The sequence below is a fragment of the Pseudomonas sp. GW823-FHT05G12 genome, assembly GCF_058795575.1.
This window is the reverse complement of record NZ_CM179501.1, coordinates 2,619,667-2,639,482: the sequence shown is the minus strand read 5'-3', so window position 1 is coordinate 2,639,482 and position 19,816 is coordinate 2,619,667. Positions and strand designations below refer to the sequence as shown.

At 63.8% G+C, this 19,816-nt stretch carries 14 protein-coding genes; 6 read left to right on the top strand and 8 right to left on the bottom strand.

Annotated features, from left to right (window positions below; genetic code table 11):
• Positions 1 to 25: 25 nt before the first annotated feature.
• From AC3RCM_RS11955 to mnxG, 4 genes are read right to left on the bottom strand one after another with little or no spacing between them, the layout of a single operon-like run.
• Entirely contained in the window at positions 26 to 691 is a 666-nt protein-coding gene (locus tag AC3RCM_RS11955) for an SCO family protein (RefSeq protein ID WP_492629633.1), read from the bottom strand.
• A complete protein-coding gene (locus AC3RCM_RS11950; RefSeq protein WP_492629632.1) occupies positions 688 to 1,344 on the bottom strand; it encodes an SCO family protein in 657 nt (218 codons plus the stop codon). The genes AC3RCM_RS11955 and AC3RCM_RS11950 overlap by 4 nt, the downstream gene beginning before the upstream one ends.
• Positions 1,341 to 3,317, bottom strand: coding sequence for a cytochrome D1 domain-containing protein (locus tag AC3RCM_RS11945; RefSeq protein ID WP_003247941.1), 1,977 nt, complete (start codon positions 3,315 to 3,317; stop codon positions 1,341 to 1,343). Before AC3RCM_RS11945 ends, AC3RCM_RS11950 begins: the two co-directional genes overlap by 4 nt.
• Before the next feature lie 18 nt (positions 3,318 to 3,335).
• Positions 3,336 to 9,179, bottom strand: coding sequence for a manganese-oxidizing multicopper oxidase MnxG (mnxG, locus tag AC3RCM_RS11940; protein ID WP_492629631.1), 5,844 nt, complete (start codon positions 9,177 to 9,179; stop codon positions 3,336 to 3,338).
• A gap of 328 nt (positions 9,180 to 9,507) precedes the next feature.
• On the opposite strand from mnxG, the gene AC3RCM_RS11935 reads away from it, so the two are divergent.
• Positions 9,508 to 10,581, top strand: a complete 1,074-nt coding sequence (locus tag AC3RCM_RS11935) for an enoyl-CoA hydratase/isomerase family protein (RefSeq protein ID WP_492629630.1) — start codon at positions 9,508 to 9,510, stop codon at positions 10,579 to 10,581.
• Between the two features lie 16 nt (positions 10,582 to 10,597).
• Positions 10,598 to 11,749, top strand: a complete 1,152-nt coding sequence (locus tag AC3RCM_RS11930; RefSeq protein WP_492629629.1) for an acyl-CoA dehydrogenase family protein — start codon at positions 10,598 to 10,600, stop codon at positions 11,747 to 11,749.
• A gap of 116 nt (positions 11,750 to 11,865) precedes the next feature.
• Here AC3RCM_RS11930 and AC3RCM_RS11925 read toward each other — a convergent pair whose 3' ends face one another.
• Positions 11,866 to 12,798 carry a LysR family transcriptional regulator gene (locus AC3RCM_RS11925; protein ID WP_014590770.1) on the bottom strand — a complete coding sequence of 311 codons (933 nt, stop codon included), beginning with the start codon at positions 12,796 to 12,798 and terminating at the stop codon, positions 11,866 to 11,868.
• Between the two features lie 119 nt (positions 12,799 to 12,917).
• Here AC3RCM_RS11925 and AC3RCM_RS11920 point away from each other — a divergent pair, with 119 nt between their 5' ends.
• A complete protein-coding gene (locus AC3RCM_RS11920) occupies positions 12,918 to 13,178 on the top strand; it encodes a DUF2790 domain-containing protein (RefSeq protein WP_010954357.1) in 261 nt (86 codons plus the stop codon).
• Between the two features lies 1 nt (position 13,179).
• Here AC3RCM_RS11920 and AC3RCM_RS11915 read toward each other — a convergent pair whose 3' ends face one another.
• Positions 13,180 to 13,872 carry a tRNA (adenine(22)-N(1))-methyltransferase gene (locus tag AC3RCM_RS11915; protein WP_492629628.1) on the bottom strand — a complete coding sequence of 231 codons (693 nt, stop codon included), beginning with the start codon at positions 13,870 to 13,872 and terminating at the stop codon, positions 13,180 to 13,182.
• A 136-nt stretch (positions 13,873 to 14,008) separates the two neighbouring features.
• On the opposite strand from AC3RCM_RS11915, the gene AC3RCM_RS11910 reads away from it, so the two are divergent.
• The gene (locus AC3RCM_RS11910; RefSeq protein ID WP_004577524.1) at positions 14,009 to 14,389 is read left to right on the top strand and encodes a RidA family protein; all 381 of its coding nucleotides are present in this window, start codon (positions 14,009 to 14,011) and stop codon (positions 14,387 to 14,389) included.
• A 214-nt stretch (positions 14,390 to 14,603) separates the two neighbouring features.
• Positions 14,604 to 16,604: a peptidase U32 family protein gene (locus tag AC3RCM_RS11905; protein ID WP_003247926.1), complete on the top strand. Its 2,001-nt coding sequence runs from the start codon at positions 14,604 to 14,606 to the stop codon at positions 16,602 to 16,604.
• A gap of 561 nt (positions 16,605 to 17,165) precedes the next feature.
• On the opposite strand, the gene AC3RCM_RS11900 is transcribed toward AC3RCM_RS11905, so the two are convergent.
• Positions 17,166 to 18,491 carry a sigma-54 dependent transcriptional regulator gene (locus AC3RCM_RS11900; protein WP_019437001.1) on the bottom strand — a complete coding sequence of 442 codons (1,326 nt, stop codon included), beginning with the start codon at positions 18,489 to 18,491 and terminating at the stop codon, positions 17,166 to 17,168.
• A 341-nt stretch (positions 18,492 to 18,832) separates the two neighbouring features.
• Here AC3RCM_RS11900 and AC3RCM_RS11895 point away from each other — a divergent pair, with 341 nt between their 5' ends.
• Positions 18,833 to 19,099, top strand: a complete 267-nt coding sequence (locus AC3RCM_RS11895) for a hypothetical protein (protein ID WP_003247923.1) — start codon at positions 18,833 to 18,835, stop codon at positions 19,097 to 19,099.
• A 106-nt stretch (positions 19,100 to 19,205) separates the two neighbouring features.
• On the opposite strand, the gene AC3RCM_RS11890 is transcribed toward AC3RCM_RS11895, so the two are convergent.
• A complete protein-coding gene (locus tag AC3RCM_RS11890) occupies positions 19,206 to 19,796 on the bottom strand; it encodes a vWA domain-containing protein (protein ID WP_108190406.1) in 591 nt (196 codons plus the stop codon).
• Between the last annotated feature and the right edge of the window lie 20 nt (positions 19,797 to 19,816).

The following is a 19,816-nucleotide window of genomic DNA, read 5'->3' as shown; positions in this document are numbered from 1 at the left end:
CAACTCCCCAGGCGGCCCATGATACTCACCGACCTGCCAGCGGCTGGGTCAACAGCTGCATGCGCTGGGCAATCGCCGCTGGCGGTGCATCCGGGCGAATCTTGCTCCAGCGTTTACCTGCAACATCACCGGCAATCAGCTGCGTCGAATGCTGCTCGGGACTTGGCAGGAACTGCCCTATACGGCCAAGCACCAGGTCGACATTGGCCTTGTCGCCGGTCAGGAACAACCAGTTCGGCCCGTCCACCCCCTGCTTGGCGGCGAACGCCTTCAGCGCCTCGGGGGTATCGTTCAGCGGGTCACTGCTGATCGACACGAAGGTCACCTGGCCGGCCAGCGCTGGCCCCATGGCCTCGCGCACCTCGCGCAGCTTGCGGGTGATCAACGGGCAGGCATCGGTGCAATGGGTGAAGATCACGTTGAGCATCACCACCTTGTCCTTGAGCACGTCACTGTAAAAGCGCAGCTCGCGGCCATTCTGATCCTTCAGCACGGTGTCGGTGAACCAGGTCTTGGCGTCGCGGGTACCGCCACCACTGGCCATCGCCTGCGGTGCCGGCTGCGGCTCGGGGGCTTGCGGCGCATGGCCTTCGTGGGCGAACGCCACCGATGAGAGGATCCACAGGCAGCCAGCCAGCACCAGCCAGTCGAATGCACGCATGCCAGCGCGGTGGGCGGTTGCAGTGCTCATGGTTGCACCTCGTGATGGTCGGCAATGGCAGTACTCTTGGCATGGACCCGGCGCGCACTGAGGCGGTTGATTTCTTCGATCAATACGCCCGGGTCGGTGAAGCCGTAGTAACGCGTCCAGTGCCCGCTACGCCCGTCACCCACCAGTATCAGCGGCGGGTGCTGGTTGAGGTCGGCGTTGAAGCTGCCCAGCCCCTTCAGGGTTTCGGTGATGGCGTACGGGGTACCGGTCAGCCAGCTCCAGCCCGGCCCTTTCTGGAATGCCTTGGCATAATGTTGCAGGCGCTTGGCGTCGTCACGCTGGGGGTCGACACTGATCGACACCATGCGGACCTCCTCGCCTACCCGGCCACCCAGTTGCTGCTGGACCTTGCCCATGATCGACGACACCACCGGGCATACCGTGGTGCAGCTGGTGTAAATGAAGCCCATGACCACCAGATGGTCACCCACCAGGTCTTTCTCCAGACGTACCGGCATGCCTTCCTGGTTCAGCAGCGACACATCGGCAAAGCGCACACTGGTCTTTTCCTGGTGCGCCGCCGGCGGCTGCCCGGCATGGCCGTCATGCTCGTGACCGGCGTGGGCCATGGCCAGGTGGCTGGCGAATGCCAGGCTGAGGGCCAACAGTGTGCAAGCAGGCTTGGCGTTCATCGCACATTCCTCACGTCAGTCTGGGAAGCGTTGGTTGCAGCAGCCGGCAGGACGCGCAGGCTGGTGTAGTTTTCTTCGGCAAACTTGCGCCCCAACGAGGGCGACTGCACATGCAGGTACCAGGCGCCGGCCTCAGGCAAGTTCAGCGCTGCCTGGTAGACCCCCTCGCCCACCTCTTGCAGCTGCAGGTTGCGCGGCATCGACGATGGCGCCAGGAAGTAGCGCAGGCTCAAGTCGTTCAGGCCCAGGCGCGGCTGCCCGTCGTCACCGACAATCCGTACCCGCGCGGTGAAGTCGCTGTGCTGCGGCAGCGGCTGGTCGAGGCCAATGAACTCAGCACGCGCACCTTTACGTTTGCTGGCATCGCTCCCTGCGGCCACTTCGGTACTGAAGCAATGAATGATTTGTGGCTGGTTGAGCAGGAAGGCAACGTCGAACTTGCCGGCGGCGGGCAGCTTCACCGTCGAGCCATACACCCCGGGGGCCACTTCGCGCAGGCTGCGGTCAACGACGATGGCGGCGCGGGCCTGGTGGCCGCGGTTGTTGTAGCCGGACATCGGTGCATTCATGCCTTCGGCATAGAAGTAGGTGGTGTTGTCCACCGGGTTGACCACGAACACCGAATTGTCATCACGCGATACCGACAGCCCCTGGGCCAGTGGCAGGTCGCCGGCCTGGCGCGGCGCTGCGGGGCCAGCCTCGAAGCCTTGCACGATGGGCGCACGCCCCTCGCCCAGGCTGGCCAGATTGATCATGCTCACTTTCGGCGAGGCCAGGCCACGCACATAGGCATAGCCTTTGGTGAACGTCAGCTGGTACGGTTCGGCCGCCACCGGAATGCGGTGGATCAGCTTGTCGGTACTGGCGTCGATGACCAGGGCCTGGTTCTCCAGGGTATTGAGCACGATGCCGTAGCGGCCATCATGGCTGAAGCGCATCGGCCCCAGGCCCTGTTCGGCCTGGACCGTGTGGCGCAACTGATGGCTGCGGGCATCGAACACCCTTACGCTGCCCTCTTCACCATCGACCACGTACACCGCTTGGGACAGCGCCGAATAGCTGACCGACAGCGGGTGCGGGCCTACCTTGATGGTCTTGGCCAGGCGCATTTCCGGGATGTCGATGACGCTCAGGGTGCCGCTGTCGCGATTGCTGACATAGGCATAGCGCGAGTCGGCGCTGAAGGCGATTTCGTGGTGCCCGGTACCGGTGTTGAAGTGCTTCATGGCGCTGCGCCCCGGCACGTCGATCACTGTTACCCCGCCTTTGCCCGGGTCGCTGCTGTTGTTGCCAACCCACAGCCGATGCTGGTCCGGCTGCAGGGCCACGCGCAGCGGCTGATCGCCGGCGTCCAGGTCGGCCACGCGGGTAAAGGTTTCGGTATCGATCACCGAGACCTTGCCCCGCTCGGGTATCGACACGAAAACCTGCTTGTCGTCGCTGGTGGCCGCCCAGTCCATGGGCCGCCCTGGTAGCTCGATGCGGGCCATGGTGCTGGTCACGCCCCCCACCGACACCGTCGGGTCGATCACTGTCAGGCTGGCGTCATTGTTCAGCATCAGCAAGAAGTAGCTGTTCAGGTCGAGCAGCGGCCGGGCCCCGATGCTGCTCTTGAGAAACAGCGCGACCCGCGCCTTGCAGCTCTGCTCGCGGTCCCCGGCCGGGGCCGACTGCGCCGGGTCGATCCACGCCCCCGGGGCCATGCCCGACAGCGGTTGGCCACTGGTCTGGTCGCTGAGCTTGAAGCGGATGTTGGCGAAGCCGCCCTCCTTCAGTTCGCCGCCGGCCAATGGCCGGGCCTCGAACTCCACGTTCACGCCGTCCCGGCTGAGCCGGTGCAAGGCCTGCGAGCCGCCCCGTTCCTGCAACAGCTCGCGCGGGTCGCACCATAGCTTTTCGTACGCCACGCCCAGGCCGATCAGCGCTACCCCCAGCACTACCCCCAGGTAAGCAGGGCGAGTCTTTTTATTCATGCTCGCGTTCCCCTTCCGTCACTGCGCCGGGGCCGTTGCCGGCGGCGCTTCGTTGGTCACCCGCAAGATCCCCCACAGCCCCGAAAGGTTGCCGTAGGCAGCGTAGTCGCGGAACAGGTAGTCACCCGCCACCGCGTTTGCACCGCCGGCACTCGGCAGCATGAAGCTGAAGTGCGCCGCTGGCAGTACGCTTTCCTGCGCGCCGATGTACATGGCCATCGGGTTGTAGCCAAAGCGCACCGAACCGATACCAGGCAGGCTAATCGGGTAACCATCCGCATCGCTCTTCTCGGCCTGGTAGTTGTGCAGTGGCCATACGTGCCCGTCCAGCTGGTAGACCATGCCGCGGCTGCCACCACTGGGCATCACGATATGGTTGCGCACCGGTTGGCCAGGCTTGGCGTACAGCACCGGGGTTTGCGGGTCTCTACCGACCAGGGCGTTGGCGTAGGCCATGTGGGCGTTGGGTACATCACCAAAGCCCAGGCCATTGGCGCGGCCGAATGGCGAGTCGGGCGCCATGCCGAAGCGCAGCCACAACGGTTCGGTCTTGTAGTTGACCGCCATGTTGCCGTTGTCTTGCGGATCACCGGCAGCGCCGTTGCCTTCGGTATTGATGCCTTCTACCGGACGACCATCGGCCCAGCGCATGTTCAGTGCGCGCTGCCACACCGTGACGAAGTCGCGGTAGTCCGGCTGGCCGCTGACCTTCACCGTGGCCTGGGTACGGGTAGCAGTATCCTCGGTCCAGGTGGCGGTTTGCGGCAGGATGCTCATGGCGCCCACCAGGCCTTTTTGCGGCTGCTTGATGAAGTCTGACGGGGTCAGGTTGAGGCCGCCGAACTCGATAGGCGTGGTGTTTATGTTGTCCACCGTGCGGCCCAGCTGCGACACCGGTTTGCCTTCACGCTCCAGGTGGCCGGCGTAGTACTGGTACTCCTTGGTCGGGTAGGCGCCGCTGGTGCCAGCACGTGGTGGCACGGTCTGCACCGGGTTCAGGCCAACGTTGGCACCGTCCGACTTGGTGATGTCGTAGGCCAGCAGTTGCGCATGCAGGCCCACGTGGCTGGACGGCCGCATCAGGTTGTTGGCAAAGGCGGTGGAGCCTTCGCTGTCGAAGCGGTCACGCTTGACCACGTTGTGCATCACTGCAGTGCTCGGCAGGTCTGGCATCACCAGTGGCAAGCGGTTCTCCAGGGTGATGCTGATGCAGTCGCCGGCATTGGCGCGCAACACCAGCGGCTCTACCGGGACACCCGCCTTGAGCTTGCCGGTGGTGGCATCGAGGTCAGCCTTGCGCACGTACAGGATCGCGGTCGGGTCATGCAGCGGCGCACTGTGGCCACCGATGGTGAAAGGCTCCCCATCTTCGGGGTCTACCCCGCTCACCAGCGGGATGGCGGTTCTACGGCTGTTGAACACCAGGGTGCCGCCGTTGGCCTTGAGCGCGCCACCGACATGCTGGCCGACGCCCGCCGGGTCATTGATGCTGACGCCGTTACGGTTTTCGAGGATGTCGTTGGCCAGCGCTGCGACGATCTCGTAGCTGCGCTTGACCGTGGTGCGGGTACCGATGCCGTTCGGGTTGGCCGTGGTTTTCGGGCAGATGCCGTTGAAGTTCACGGTGTTGCGCATGGCCACCGGCTGCGGGTTGTTGGGCAGCGGGAACAGGTCGGCACGCTGCGCGGTGTAGTTGCGCATGATGCCCCAGATACCGTTCCAATAGCCCTCCAAGGCCGCGTCCAGCGAGTACAGGTAGTCGCCGTTGGTGGCTGCCGAACTGGAGATCATCGACACCGGCGCCATGAAGCCCAACTGCTCGGAGATGCCGATCATTTGCGACGACTTCCAGCCCGAGTTGGAGCTGTTGCCGAAGCCAGAACCGTTCTGCAGCCATTTCACGCCGTGCAGGGTGACGTTGTGCTCCTCTTCATGGCCACCGGCGTGCATGCGCAGGCGCACGTTGTCGCCGGAATAGGTGCGCAGCAACGGGGTGAACGGGTCGCCCGGCTCGGCGCCAGCCGTGTTGATATGCGGCGGGAACAGCGTAGTGCCGCCGGTAGGGCCGACTGCCGAGGTAATCGCCGATGGCGACAGGTTCATCGCCGGGATGGCGCGGTCGGTACGGGTTTGCAGGGCATAGCTGAGGTCGCCGGCCAGGCCGTCGGCCTGCATGCCACGCTTGCCGTCCGGGCCGACCTTGTTCGGGTCATACACGCGCAGGGCCAGCGGCTCGTTGCGGTAGTTGACGACGAACATCCCCGGGTCATCCACCGAGATCGCCTGCGGGCATGGCCGGCTTGGGCAGCCCGGGTTAAGACCGCCGCGTTTCTCGACGATGGCTTCGAGCAGGTTCGACGCCTTGCCGCGCACGGGCGGGTTGATGGCGTAACGGAAGCTGTCGGCAGTGGCCGGGTACGACTGGGCATTGGGAATGCCGTCCGGCCCTGCGCCTACGTACACCCCAGCTTCATAGGCATGCTGGAAGTCACTGTACTCCAGGAAGAACTCGCGGTAGCTGTCGTTCTTGCCGTCGCCATCGTGGTCGCCGGTCTTGATCACCGCCTGCCACGAGGTCGGGCCGCCGTCCTGGCGCGTGGCCGGGTTGTACAGTTGCTCGCCGGTTTCGGCGTGGTACCAGGTGGAGCCGGCCGGTTCGGCCAGCACGGTGGCATACAGGCCCAGTTGCTGGTGGGTCGATGGGCCAAGGTGGTCATGGGTGAAGATGGTACCCAGGCCACGGTCGACGTTATGCACGTTCACCAGCGGGTCAGCGAACCAGCGCTGCATGGCTGTACGCGCGCCCAGCCAGTCGGCGCGACCAAAGCGGCCGAAGTACGGGTGCTGTCTGGCTTTCGGGCAGGCAGCGGTGCCATCGCGGCTATCCCCATCAGTGCAACCGTTGTAAGTACGAATGGCATGCACGCGCTCGACCACGCTACCGGGCGAAAGTATGCCGTCTTCGTAGTTCCAGCCGTTGGCCGAGCCGTCGGCAGCGGTCAGGTCCCACTTGGGCAGGTGGATGTGCTGGCCGATCACGTCGGTCGGGGTGCGCACCTGGTAATCGTCCATCTCATAGATGTTCGGGATCAGGTTGGTGTGCTGGTACATCGCGCAGTCGAAGGTGTTCATGCGCATCACCAGCGGCTCTGGCGGGCGCTGCTTGGTAATGACCGGCCAGGCGTCTTCCCACAGGGCAATGATGCGTGCCTGCGGGAAGTGGTAGCCCACTTTGTTGTACACCGCGTCGAACTGGATGTTGGCCCCTTTGTAGATGCGTGGGCGGTCGGCAGTGAAGGCCGAGGCGCCACGGAAGTTCACGCCCGTCAGGCTCTCTCCACTGTTGAACTCCCCTACCCCGGAAGACTGGGTCAGGCGTTTTCCACGGTCATCCATGCACGGCTCGTAGAACGGCGCACCCGCAGTCGGCAACGCGCCGTTGGTGCGGAACGCACTGGCCACTGGCTGGCTGCCGGGGATCAATGCATAGCTGGGGTGTTCAGCCATGGCGTGGAACTGCATGGCGGCCTGCTCGACATCGGTGCCCTCTTCCGGCAGGTAGATGGGCTTGGCCTTGTGCACGACCTTGGTGAAGTCCAGTTTGGTGGTGGTGGTCTCCGCCACGCCACCGGCGGACACACCGTCCAGTGCATGGCGGCCAAGGCCGCCGTCCCAGCCATCGACCTGGTTCGCATCCAGGTTGGCCCACAGGGCTTTACCACTGTCTTTCAGTTGCCGGGCCAGGGCCGGGTCGAGCATGTCCAGGGGCGGGGTTGGCGGGCGGTTGCCCACGCTGCTTTCCATGCCGCCGATCCAGAACGGGTAGCCTGGGTTTTTCAGCGTGCCGTCGGCATTGCGGTTGGCCTCGGTGCGGTCGACCAGCGCCAGCGAGCCCACGGCCTTGCGCACGGGCGCCTCGCTGGCGTGGTCGTCATCATCCTCGTCTTCGTGGTCATCATCGTTGGCAGCAACCAACGCTTCGGATAGCTTGGGCACGACCACGACTTTGCCGGGCATGGGCGCCATGGCCTTGCCAGGTAACGGCACGATGGCCGGAATCGGCGTACCGGCAACGATCTCGCCATCGGGCAGGGCCCGGGCGCCAGCGGCCGGCTTACCGCTACGCAGGGCGAACGGGGTACTGTGGAAGCCATTCTCGCCCTGCCCGCTCACCTCCAGCCGCGTGCCTTCCTCGAACACGTCATGTACCCGCCACATGGCCCACATGCCCTGGGCGAAGTGCGGGTAGAAGTGACAGTGGTAAATGGCATCGCCGGCAACGCGGTTGCGGTTGCCCGAACCACCGTTGGCGATTTCGTAGGTGTAGCCGACACCGGCGCCGATGCCTTGGGCATCGATGTAGTCGGAGTTGTCGTCATTGGGGTTGAACAGCCACTGATGGCCGTGCAAGTGGAAGATGTGCTGCTCGTGCCCGTTGTGGGTGTTGCGGAACTTGGTGAAGTCACCGATATAGCTGTGGTGCACGTTGGCAGGCTCTGAGGGGTAGAGGGCCATGCTGGCCTTGACCCCGACGGCGCTGGCCGGCGGCACCTCGCCCGGGCGGATGTGTTCCAGGCCGACGTTGGCCGGTACATCCACCAGGGTGCCTATATCGCCGACCGTGTGGGCGCTGAGGAAGAACTCCTCATAGGCACACGACAGGCAGTCGTGCATCGGCCCCACCCCCAAGCGGTTGGCCACCACTTCGGCCCCCATCCCACCAGAGCCGTAATTGATCATGAACGAATCGCGCGCCGGCTCCAGCACGTGGCCCATCACCGGGTCGGCCCAGTAGCCAGGGAAGGCCTGGGTACCGGCAACCTCGTCGGCGAACTGCGAGGCGAAATCACGGAATGCTTCCAGTCGGTTGGGCAGCGCCGGGTTGCGTTTGCCCACGCTTTCCAGCGGGTAAGTGGAACTGGGGAAGCTACCGTCAGGGTTGGGCCCCATGACGATGGCATCGGTTTCGCTGCTGATGATCTCGTTGCCGTTGACCATGGCAATGATCGGTTTGCCGGCCTTGCCTTCGGCGATCCACGGTTCGACCTGCGGATAACGGGCTTCGTAGTCGATCACGGGCTGGCCGGTGGCGGTTCGACCCGTGGTGGCCAGGCGCATTTCTTCTTCAGTGAGGGTGTTGCGGTAGGTACGGCCCAGTTTGGGCACGACCACCACCTGGCCGAACAGGCCGTTGGAGACGTTGCCCGCCGTGCCCTCGCCGCCGAACGTAGCGGCTTTGCTGGTGGCGGCGAAGGCGCCTTCGCGCTCGGCATACAGGGTGTAGCTGCGGGTGCTGCCGGGGCTGACGAAGAAGTTGCCGTTACGCCCGGTATAGGCGGAAATATCGGCAATGCTGTTCACCGCCTGCATCCCGTTGACCTGGAAGCCGACCATGCGCTCGGCCACCTGTTCGTCGGCGACAAAGCCTTCGCCGCCTTCGTTTTCAACCTCCGGCCCCTCTGCCTCACCCTCGGGCTCTTCAGCCTCGATACCGTGCTTGTTGGGGTTCGCCTTGTAATCCAGCAGGTTGGTCAGGTTGACCGTCAGGCAGTCACCGGCCGCCACGCGCAGCACGATAGGCCGCGGGCGCTTGTCCGGGCGCAGGGTGACCTTGCCCGGTACCGCGGCCCCGCCCTTGCTGAGGGGGACCTGCTTGTCGTCCACCACGTCCTCACGAAGGGCAAACATCATGCCGTTGGCGTTTTGCGCGCCAAGGCGGTTGAACATCAGTGGCTGGTCCAGTGCCACCACGTTGGCGACCAGGGTGCGCTGGCACTGCACAGCCGCCTCGCTGGTTGCTTCCCAGCCAAGCAAGGCCAGTACAAGTGATGACAGGATGGGGCCTTTGAGCGGCGTCGACATGCTGCACCTCCGGGACACAGGATCTCTGCCGGGAGCTGGAGCAAGGTGTGTGCCAGAAGAAAAATCCAATATTAATCAATAACTTGTACGATCAACCGCAACGGATTGGGGAGGATCCCCCAGCAGGTTCCCCCGAATCGGGGGACGAAATCCCGTGGGGGCAAAGGCTGCTCCACAGGCGCGCGCTAACCTCACACAAGGTAAAAACGCACGGTACCCTTGCACAATTGTCGATTGTGCAAGGCAAATTCGCATGCCAGGATCCTGCGATCCTCCAGCGAACTCCAGACTTCACTTGGAAAATCAATAACAAAGCAGGGAGAACGCAATGACTGCACACGCTCATACCCCGGCAGCAACCGACCATGTATTGGCCGAGGTCCGCAACCAGATCGGCCACCTGACCCTGAACCGCCCAGCCGGTCTCAATGCCCTGACCCTGGACATGGTGCGCAGCCTGCGTCAGCACCTGGACCAGTGGGCCGACAACCCGCAGGTACGCGCCGTGGTCCTGCGCGGCGAAGGCCCCAAGGGGTTCTGTGCCGGTGGCGATATCCGCTCGCTGTACGACAGCTTCAAGGCCGGCGACACGCTGCATGAAACCTTTTTCGTCGAAGAGTACGCCCTCGACCTGGTCATCCACCGCTACCGCAAGCCAATACTGGTGGTGATGGACGGCTTCACCCTCGGGGGCGGCATGGGCCTGGCCCAGGGCTGCGACCTGCGCGTGGTCACCGAGCGCAGCCGGCTGGGCATGCCCGAGGTCGGCATCGGCTACTTCCCGGACGTGGGCGGCAGCTACTTCCTCTCGCGCATCCCCGGCGAGCTGGGCATCTACCTGGGTGTCAGCGGTGCCCAGATCCAGGCGGCCGACGCCTTGTATTGCGGCCTGGCCGACTGGTACCTGGCCAGCGACCAGCTCGCTGCCCTCGACCAGGGCCTCGACCAGCTCGACTTCAGCGACCACCCGCTCAAGGACCTGCAAAACCTGCTGGCCAGGTTCGGTACCCAGGTACTGGATGACGCGCCACTGCAAAAGCTGCGCCCGGCCATCGACCACTTCTTCGCCCTGCCCGACCTGCCAGCCATCGTCGAGCAACTGCGTGCGGTGAGCCTTGGCGACAGCCACGCCTGGGCGGTGGCCACCGCCGATCAGCTGGAAACCCGCTCGCCTCTGGCCATGGCGGTTACGCTGGAGATGCTGCGCCGGGGGCGCGAGCTGGGCATTGACGACTGCTTTGCCATGGAACTGCACCTGGACCGCCAGTGGTTCCAGCACGGCGACATCATCGAAGGCGTGCGTGCCCTGATCATCGACAAGGACAAGCAGCCCCGCTGGAACCCGCCGACCCTGGCCGCGCTGCAAGGCCAGCGGGTCGAACAATTCTTCGAAGGCTTGTGAGCCCGGGAGTACACAGATGCAAGACCTCGAACTGAGCGAAGAACAGATCATGATCCGCGACATGGCCCGGGACTTTGCCCGTGGCGAAATCGCACCCCATGCCCAGGCTTGGGAAAAGGCCGGCTGGATCGATGATGGCGTGGTGCGCAAGATGGGCGAACTGGGCCTGTTGGGCATGGTGGTGCCCGAGGACTTCGGCGGCAGCTACACCGACTATGTCGCCTATGCCCTAGCCGTGGAAGAGATCGCCGCCGGCTGCGGCGCCACCGGGGCGATGATGAGCATCCACAACTCGGTAGGTTGCGGCCCGCTGCTGGCCTACGGCACCGCCGACCAGCAACAGCAGTGGCTGCCACGCCTGGCCAGCGGCGAGGTAATTGGCTGCTTCTGCCTGACCGAGCCACAGGCCGGCTCCGAGGCGCACAACCTGCGCACCCGCGCCGAGCTGGTGGATGGCCAGTGGGTCATCAACGGTGCCAAGCAGTTCGTCAGCAATGCCCGCCGTGCCGGCCTGGCGATCGTCTTCGCAGTGTCCGACCCGGAGCTGGGCAAGAAAGGCCTGTCGGCGTTCCTGGTGCCCACCGACAACCCTGGGTTCAAGGTTGATCGCAGTGAGCACAAGATGGGCATTCGCGCCTCCGATACCTGCGCAGTGACCTTCGACAACTGCCGCATTCCTGCCGCCAATATCCTCGGTGAGCGTGGCAAGGGCCTGGCCATTGCCCTGTCCAACCTCGAAGGCGGCCGTATCGGCATTGCCGCCCAGGCCTTGGGCATCGCCCGCGCCGCATTCGAAGCGGCGCTGGTCTACTCGCGTGACCGCATACAGTTTGGCAAGCCGATCAACGAACACCAGAGCATTGCCAACCTGCTGGCCGACATGCAGGTGCAGGTGAACGCCGCACGTTTGCTGATCCTGCACGCCGCCCGCCTGCGCAGCGCCGGCAAGCCGTGCCTGTCGGAAGCGTCACAGGCCAAGCTGTTCGCTTCGGAGATGGCCGAGCGGGTGTGCTCGATGGCCATCCAGGTGCATGGTGGGTACGGCTATCTGGAAGATTACCCGGTGGAGCGCTACTACCGGGATGCGCGGATTACCCAGATCTATGAAGGGTCGAGCGAGATCCAGCGCATGCTGATTGCTCGGGAATTGAAAAACTATCCGCTGTAACGCAAAGGCAACGCGGTTCTTGGGGGCGCGGGCGACGCTGTGGCTGGCACCGGCTTTGCCGGTGTTCGCGGGCGCGCCCGCTCCCACAGGAATGTCACCGCGGCAAACTTCTCGCCTCAGCGCCAATACCGCGCGTCATCCACCACCCTGGCATGCCCCTCGAACAGCGCCGGCAACTGCTCCTTGAGGTAGTCGATCCAGGTGCGCACCTTGGCATCCAGGTAATGGCGTGACGGATACATCGCATACAGCGCACTCTCCCGCAGCCGATACGGTGCCAATAACCGGCACAAGCGCCCCTGCCCGATCGCCTCGCTGGCGGTGTAGAACGGCAGCAGGCCAATGCCCATGCCCAGCTCGCTGGCCACCAGCATGGCGTCGGCGACGTTGGTAGAGAAACTGTCGTTTGGCGCGATCACGCACTGGTCAACCCCTTGCGGGAACACCCAGTCGCCTTCGTACATCGGGTAAGCCATGCGCAGGCAGCGATGGCCGTGCAAGTCTTCCGGGCGTTCCGGTACACCGTGTGTGTCCAGGTAGCCGGGGGCTGCGCAGGGGATGCTAAAAATGTTGCCCAGCGGCACAGCGATCAGTTGCGAATCCGGCAGCGCACCGTCCACGGTGATCACCACGTCGTGCCCTTCGGCCAGCGGGTCGGGGTTGCGCTGCGACAGCGTCAGCTCGATCACCACTTCCGGGTAAAGCGTGTTGTAGCCGGCCACCAGCGGCATCAGCAACAGCCCCATGCCGTGCGGGCAGTGCAAACGCAGATGGCCGCGAGGCGTAAGGTGCGCCCCTCGCGCTTCGCCCACGGCTTCTTCGGTCAGCAGCATGATCTGCCGCGCACGCTCCAGAAACCGCTCACCCGCCTCGCTCATGCGCAGGCGCCGGGTGGTGCGGTGCAGCAGGCGGGTCTGCAGCTGGTTCTCCAGCTCGGCGACAATGCGCGAAACCTGCGCTGCAGAAATATCCAGAGCATTGGCCGCCGCAGCGAAGCTGCCACATTCCACCACACGGGTGAAGGTACGCATGGCATGCAGCATGTCCATGAAGGGGGTGCTCCTTGTTTTATTCCTGCATTAAAGGCAGGAATCTATCACGGTTTAGCCCATTTATTGTGGATGACCAATGAATAGATCATTAGCCATCCATTAAAAAGGAGCCTGTCATGAAACGCTCGATCGCCGTACTTGCCATTACCGCTGCCTTCGCCTCGTTCGGTGCTTTTGCCGATGCCGGCAATAACCAGCCAGTCAGCAGCCAATATGAATACGGCATGCCGCTGGACGTGGCCAAGGTCATCTCCATCACCCCGGCCAGCAACGCCGCTGACTGCCAAGTGGGCACCGCGCACATGGTGTACGTCGACCATCAGGGCCAGAAGCGCGAAATCGACTACCGGGAAATGGGCAACTGCTCGCAGCAGTGAGTCAGGACAGCACCTGGGTGATCCAGCCCACCTGCTGATTGAAATCGTCGATCTTCGCCTGAGGCACCGCATCGCGGGCCCGCTGGAAATTGGCCAGGGTCTGCTGCTTCTGCCGCAGCATGCGCCGCCACTTGACCACAAACGCCTCGCTTTTTTCCTGCATCAACACGGGGCCGAAGTACAGCTGTTCAGCGCTATACACCCCCCTGCCCGGCTCGGCGACGATGATCTCGTAATCGAAGCGGTTTTCCCGCAGCAGCTCCTCGCTGACGATCTGGTAACCATTGCCCGCCAGCCACTGGCGCAGTTCGCGCTCACCGCCATTGGGTTGCAGTACCAGGCGCGTGACGCCGCCAAGGCGATGCTTGCCGGCCTCGAGGATCTCGCACATGGTGTCGCCGCCCATCCCGCAGATGCTCACCACCGAGATACGGTCTTGCGGCTCGACCGCTGCCAGCCCATCGGCCAGGCGCACGGTTACCTGCTCTTGCAGGCCGTTTCTGCGCACATTGCGCTGGGCCGAGGCGAACGGCGTCTGCGCCACTTCACCCGCTACAGCGGCCTCGAGCACGCCACGCAGCATCAAGGCGACCGGCAGGTAGCCGTGGTCCGAGCCAATGTCGGCCAGGCGCGCCCCCTGCGGTACATGGGCGGCCACGCGCTCCAGGCGTCTGGACAAAGTCTGTTCGTTCAACGTAAACCTCTGGTTTTGCAATCGCCTGCGATTCTGACGGCGAACGCCGCGCATTTCAAACGCCGAGGCACCCTCGACCGGGCTGGTGCGCTCGCGTAGGCTTGCCGTTTTCCTTCCGTTGCAAGGCAGACACACCATGGCACATGCAGACATCATCTACACCCCGGACCCGGACGCCGAGTCGATTTCCTCGGACGTTGCTGAGTACAACGGCGTGCTGGTCACCACGCAAATCCCGACCCACGCCGACGGCAGCCTGGAGCTGGGCGGCATCGTCGAGCAGAGCGAATGCACCCTGCAGGCGCTGAAAGTGGCCCTGGAAAAGGCCGGTAGCGGTATGGACCGCGTGCTGCACCTGACCATCTACCTGACCGACATGGCCGACCGCGCGGCGTTCAACGAGGTGTACCAGCGCTTCTTCAGCAAGCCCTGGCCGGTGCGTGCGGCGGTGGGTGTGGCTTCACTGGCCTTTGAAGGCATGCGCGTGGAAGTGACGGCGATGGCTGCCAAGCGCTGAGCTGCGCTTGTCGGGGTGCGCAGCGCCCCCGACATCGTTGATTGGCCGCAAAATCGCCGGGGCCGCTCTGCGGCCCTTTCGCGACGCAAGGCCGCTCCCACAGTTGCGCGTACCCGCAGCCAATCCCGCACCTCTCGGCACCCCAATGATGCCGCCAGCCCGTTTCACCGCTACAATGCCCGCCTAAACCGTGACAGCCCGAAAATATAACGACATGTCCCTTCCAAAGAATCACCTGGAACTGCTCAGCCCTGCCCGTGACGTGGCCATCGCCCGTGAAGCGATCCTGCACGGCGCTGACGCCATCTACATCGGCGGCCCGAGCTTCGGCGCGCGCCATAACGCCTGCAACGAAGTCAGCGATATTGCCGAGCTGGTCGAGTTCGCCCATCGCTACCATGCACGCGTGTTCACCACCATCAACACCATCCTCCACGACAACGAGCTGGAACCGGCGCGCAAGCTGATTCACCAGCTGTACGATGCCGGCGTTGACGCGCTGATCGTGCAGGACCTTGGGGTGATGGAGCTGGACATCCCGCCAATCGAGCTGCATGCCAGCACCCAGACCGACATCCGCACCCTGGAACGGGCCAAGTTCCTCGACCAGGCCGGGTTCTCGCAACTGGTACTGGCGCGGGAGCTGAACCTGCAGCAAATCCGCGCAATCGCCGCCGAAACCGATGCCGCCATCGAGTTCTTCATCCACGGCGCACTGTGCGTGGCGTTCTCCGGCCAATGCAACATTTCCCATGCGCAGACCGGCCGCAGCGCCAACCGTGGTGATTGCTCGCAAGCCTGCCGCCTGCCCTACACGCTGAAAGATGACCAGGGCCGCGTGGTTGCGTTCGAGAAACACCTGCTGTCGATGAAGGACAACAACCAGACCGCCAACCTGGCTGACCTGGTCGATGCCGGCGTGCGCTCGTTCAAGATCGAGGGCCGCTACAAGGACATGGGCTATGTGAAGAACATCACCGCCCATTACCGCAAAGAGCTCGATGCCATCCTTGAAGACCGCCCTCAGTACGCCCGCGCGTCCAGCGGCCGTACCGAACACTTCTTCCTGCCCGACCCGGATAAAACCTTCCACCGCGGCAGCACCGACTACTTCGTGACCGACCGCAAGGTCGATATCGGCGCCTTCGACTCGCCAACCTTCACCGGCCTGCCGGTGGGCGTAGTCGAAAAGGTCGGCAAGCGTGACATGCAAGTGGTCACCGACGTACCGCTGACCAACGGCGACGGCCTCAATGTGCTGGTCAAGCGCGAAGTGGTGGGCTTCCGCGCCAACATCGCCGAACCGCGTGGCGAATTCGAAGAAGACGGCCAGAAGCGCTACCGCTATCGCGTCGAGCCCAACGAAATGCCCGAAGGCCTGCACAAGCTGCGGCCCAACCACCCGCTGTCGCGCAACCTCGACCACAACTGGCAACAGGCCCTGCAACGCACCTCCTCCGAACGCCGGGTCGGCGTGGAGTGGCACGCGGTTCTGCGCGAGCAGCGCTTGATGCTTACCCTGAGCAGTGAAGAAGGCGTGAGCGTGCAGGTGGCCCTGGACGGCCCATTCGGCGTAGCCAACAAGCCGCAGCAGGCACTGGAGCAGTTGCACGACCTGCTCGGCCAGCTGGGCACCACCCTGTACCACGCCGACCGCATCGAACTGGATGCCCCGCAGGCGTACTTCATTCCCAACTCGCAGCTCAAGGCCCTGCGCCGCGAAGCCATCGAGGCACTGACTGCAGCACGCGTGCAGGCGCATCCGCGTGGCGGGCGCAAGGCCGAGACCACGCCACCGCCGGTGTACCCCGAGTCGCACCTGTCGTTCCTGGCCAACGTATACAACCAGAAGGCCCGCGACTTCTACCACCGCCACGGTGTGCAACTGATCGATGCGGCCTATGAAGCGCATGAAGAACACGGCGAAGTGCCGGTGATGATCACCAAGCACTGCCTGCGTTTCTCCTTCAACCTGTGCCCCAAGCAGGCCAAGGGCGTGACCGGCGTGCGTACCAAGGTGGCACCGATGCAGCTGATTCAGGGTGACGAAGTGCTGACCCTGAAGTTCGACTGCAAGCCGTGCGAGATGCATGTGATCGGCAAGATGAAGAGCCACATCATCGACCTGCCGACCCCGGGCAGCGCGGTGGCCCAGGTGGTGGGGCATATCAGCCCCGAAGACTTGCTCAAGACCATCCCGCGCGGACCGCACTGAGTTCGCCGGGCAGGGCCTCTTCGCCGCTAAACCGATGTATGTCCACCCCCGGTGTAGGAGCGGGTTTACCCGCGAATACGGTAGCCGCGACAACGGTGAACGGCAGGTGGACATTGTCCAGCAGGCCCGGCCCTTTCGCGGGTGAACCCGCTCCTACGCAGGCTTGTGGTTTCCCGGTAGGAGCGGGTTTACCCGCGAATACGGTAGCCGCGACAACGGTGAACGGCGGGTGGACATTGGCCAGCAGGCCCGGCCCTTTCGCGGGTAAACCCGCGCCTACACAGGCCCCGTAGGAGCGGGTTTACCCGCGAATACGGTAGCTGCGACAATGGTGAACGGCGGGTGGAAATTGGCCAGCAGGCCCGGCCCTTTCGCGGGTGAACCCGCGCCTACACAGGCCCTGTAGGAGCGGGTTTACCCGCGAATACGGTAGCCGCGACAACGGTGAACGGCGGGTGGAAATTGGCCAGCAGGCCCGGCCCTTTCGCGGGTAAACCCGCTCCTACACGGGCTTGTGTAGGAGCGGCTTCAAAGAACGGCGCAAGCGTACCCCAGCGCCGCTCAACGTATCTGGTGCTTGTGCAACAACCGATAGAACGTCGGCCGTGAAATGCCCAGCACCTTGGCCGCCACGCTCAGGTTGTCGCTGTGCCGGTTGAGCACATCGCACAGCGCCTGGCGCTCGGCGCGCTGCTTGTATTCTTCCAGCGTGCCCAGCGGCTGTTGTTCCGGGTCGAGCAGCTGCAACCCCAGGTCCTGCGCCTCGATCTGCCGCCCTTCGGCCAGCACCAACCCGCGGCGCACGCGGTTGGCCAGCTCGCGCACATTGCCCGGCCAGTCATGCCGCCCCATCGCCGCCAGGGCATGGTCGCTGAACGACCGTGGCCGACGCCCGGTCTCCACGCTGTAGAAATGGGCAAAATGGTTGGCCAGCATCGACAGGTCACCATGCCGGTCGCGCAACGGCGCGGTCACCACCTGCAATACGTTCAGGCGGTAATACAGGTCTTCGCGGAAACGCCCTTGCTCGATGGCCCGCTCAAGGTCCACATGGGTGGCCGCCAGCACCCGTACATCCACCGGTATGGGCTGGCTGCCACCCACGCGCTCGATGTGCTTCTCCTGCAAAAAACGCAGCAAGTTGGCCTGCAATTCCAACGGCAGGTCGCCGATTTCATCAAGAAACAATGTGCCGCCATCGGCCGCTTCGATACGCCCGGTCTTGCGCTGGTGGGCACCGGTAAAGGCGCCCTTCTCATGGCCGAACAGTTCGGACTGGATCAAGTGCTCGGGGATCGCCCCGCAGTTGATCGCGATGAACGGCTGCTCGCTGCGTTGCGACTGACGGTGCAAGGTGCGCGCCACCAGTTCTTTGCCGGTGCCGCTCTCACCGCGGATCAGCACCGGCGATTCAGTGGGTGCCAGTTTACCCAGCAACTTGCGCAACTCGCGGATAGGCCGGCTTTCGCCGAGCAACTCATGGGTCGTCTCATCGACCTTGACGGCCCCCTTGCCGCGCAGGCGCGCCATGCCGAACGCCCGGCCCAGGGTTACCTGCACGCGGGAGACGTCGAACGGCAGGGTATGGAAGTCGAAGAACCACTCACACACAAAATCACCGAACGCTGGCATGCGCAGCTGGTCGGCGCTGAGCACGGCAATCCATTCGGTGTTGCTGCGCTTGATCATGTCCTTGACCGCGTCCGGGTGCCTCAGGTGCGAAGCCTGCAAGCGCAATAGCCCAACATCGCACGTGTGGTCCAACGCGGCCCCGAGCATACAGCTGTCCACATCCCAGCCTGCGTTGCGCAGGCCAGGTAACAAGCGGTGGCAATCGTCGCAGGGGTCGACGATAAGCAAACGGCGTTGAGCGGCAGGCTGCTGCATGACCGATCCTTGGCGCCAGTTTTTGGTTTTTTGAAGTAAAACAGCAAGTTGTGGCGCCCGTTTAACAGTAGCAACGAAGTTGACGGTTCCCAGTACCGTCTGTCTGCCGAATCATTTTTTTACAAACCGCCACGGGAATTTTCGCACTTTATCGACATCACATGGCGGCGCAGGCAAGAACAGCGTCGACCCTGAAAAAAAATTTACAGCCAATGTGTGACTTACCCACGAACAACGAGCATCAGTAGACATAACCCCGCGCTGCACTTCGCGATCAATGAGGCGACTTTGAAGCAACGCGGACTTCACTTCGATGTTTGGGACCATAGAGAGACCGAACCATGAATGCCCCGCTCCGTGTCAACGAAGCACTGCTGATTGCCGACCACGCCTTCGAACCTTTCCAGTGCGTAGCCTGGGATGCACCCAACGGTACTGGTGAACTGAGCCTGGCAGTGATCGACCGGACCAGCACCCGCATCGGCGCCAAGCAAGTGTCGTCGCGCATCTACTCCGACCCGGCCCAGTGGGCCAGCCTGATCGAAGAAGTGCGCGCCGAATTGTGTGAAAAGGGCTACGACCTGCAACCGTGGTCGATGCCGAAGTAATATCGGCCAGCACAACAAGTGCGTGCATGGTCACGCACTTGTACAACTTCTCTGTTGCTGTTGTGGCAACTTTCCCAATTGCGACAACGTGTCGCAACCTGCCAGTTCAATCCATCACCTTGAATTGTTGCAAGTGCTGGTAATCAGCCTGTAATTGTTCTGCCAGACGCTGCGCGCGTCCCAGGCGCACGGGCGCCAGTTCCATATCGACCAACAACGTGGCGCATGGCATCGGCTGCACGGTATTGCTGTGCTGCAGGCGACCGTCGGTGAACACCAGGCAACGCAAGGCCTCTTGCGGGTGGGCTCGCTGCCGCGCCTGCAGCCAGTGCCGCGCCTGTTCCAGGGCGGCGATCAGCGGCGTGCCCCCACCTGCTCCCAAGGCCTGCAGCCAGGGTTGCAAGGCAGCGGATGCCTTCAGCCCGTGGCGCTGCCACTGTGGTGTGCGCCCGCTGGCAGTCAGCAGGGCCAGGCGGGCGCGCTGGCGGTAGGCCTGGTCGAACAATGCCGCCAGCAGCCCTTTGGTCTGTGCCAGCGCCTGATGGCGCCGGGTTGAAGCCGAGGCATCGACGATCACCAGCCACAATTCTGCCGGCCTGCCTTGGCGCTGCTGCCAGCACAGGTCCTGTCGCTGGCGTGGCCGCCCTTTGAGCAAGGTCGGCAGCCAGGCTACCCGGCCGGCCGCCGCATTTCGCACGAGGCCACGGCGGGTACCGT

Excerpts from the sequence above, each read along its gene's own strand:
- AC3RCM_RS11900 (WP_019437001.1), bottom strand. The coding sequence starts at position 18,491 with ATGCAGCAGCCTGCCGCTCAACGCCGTTTGCTTATCGTCGACCCCTGC.
- AC3RCM_RS11910 (WP_004577524.1), top strand. The coding sequence starts at position 14,009 with ATGGCACATGCAGACATCATCTACACCCCGGACCCGGACGCCGAGTCG.
- AC3RCM_RS11955 (WP_492629633.1), bottom strand. The coding sequence starts at position 691 with ATGAGCACTGCAACCGCCCACCGCGCTGGCATGCGTGCATTCGACTGG.
- AC3RCM_RS11950 (WP_492629632.1), bottom strand. The coding sequence starts at position 1,344 with ATGAACGCCAAGCCTGCTTGCACACTGTTGGCCCTCAGCCTGGCATTC.
- AC3RCM_RS11925 (WP_014590770.1), bottom strand. The coding sequence starts at position 12,798 with ATGGACATGCTGCATGCCATGCGTACCTTCACCCGTGTGGTGGAATGT.
- AC3RCM_RS11945 (WP_003247941.1), bottom strand. The coding sequence starts at position 3,317 with ATGAATAAAAAGACTCGCCCTGCTTACCTGGGGGTAGTGCTGGGGGTA.
- AC3RCM_RS11935 (WP_492629630.1), top strand. The coding sequence starts at position 9,508 with ATGACTGCACACGCTCATACCCCGGCAGCAACCGACCATGTATTGGCC.
- AC3RCM_RS11895 (WP_003247923.1), top strand. The coding sequence starts at position 18,833 with ATGAATGCCCCGCTCCGTGTCAACGAAGCACTGCTGATTGCCGACCAC.
- AC3RCM_RS11920 (WP_010954357.1), top strand. The coding sequence starts at position 12,918 with ATGAAACGCTCGATCGCCGTACTTGCCATTACCGCTGCCTTCGCCTCG.
- mnxG (WP_492629631.1), bottom strand. The coding sequence starts at position 9,179 with ATGTCGACGCCGCTCAAAGGCCCCATCCTGTCATCACTTGTACTGGCC.
- AC3RCM_RS11905 (WP_003247926.1), top strand. The coding sequence starts at position 14,604 with ATGTCCCTTCCAAAGAATCACCTGGAACTGCTCAGCCCTGCCCGTGAC.
- AC3RCM_RS11930 (WP_492629629.1), top strand. The coding sequence starts at position 10,598 with ATGCAAGACCTCGAACTGAGCGAAGAACAGATCATGATCCGCGACATG.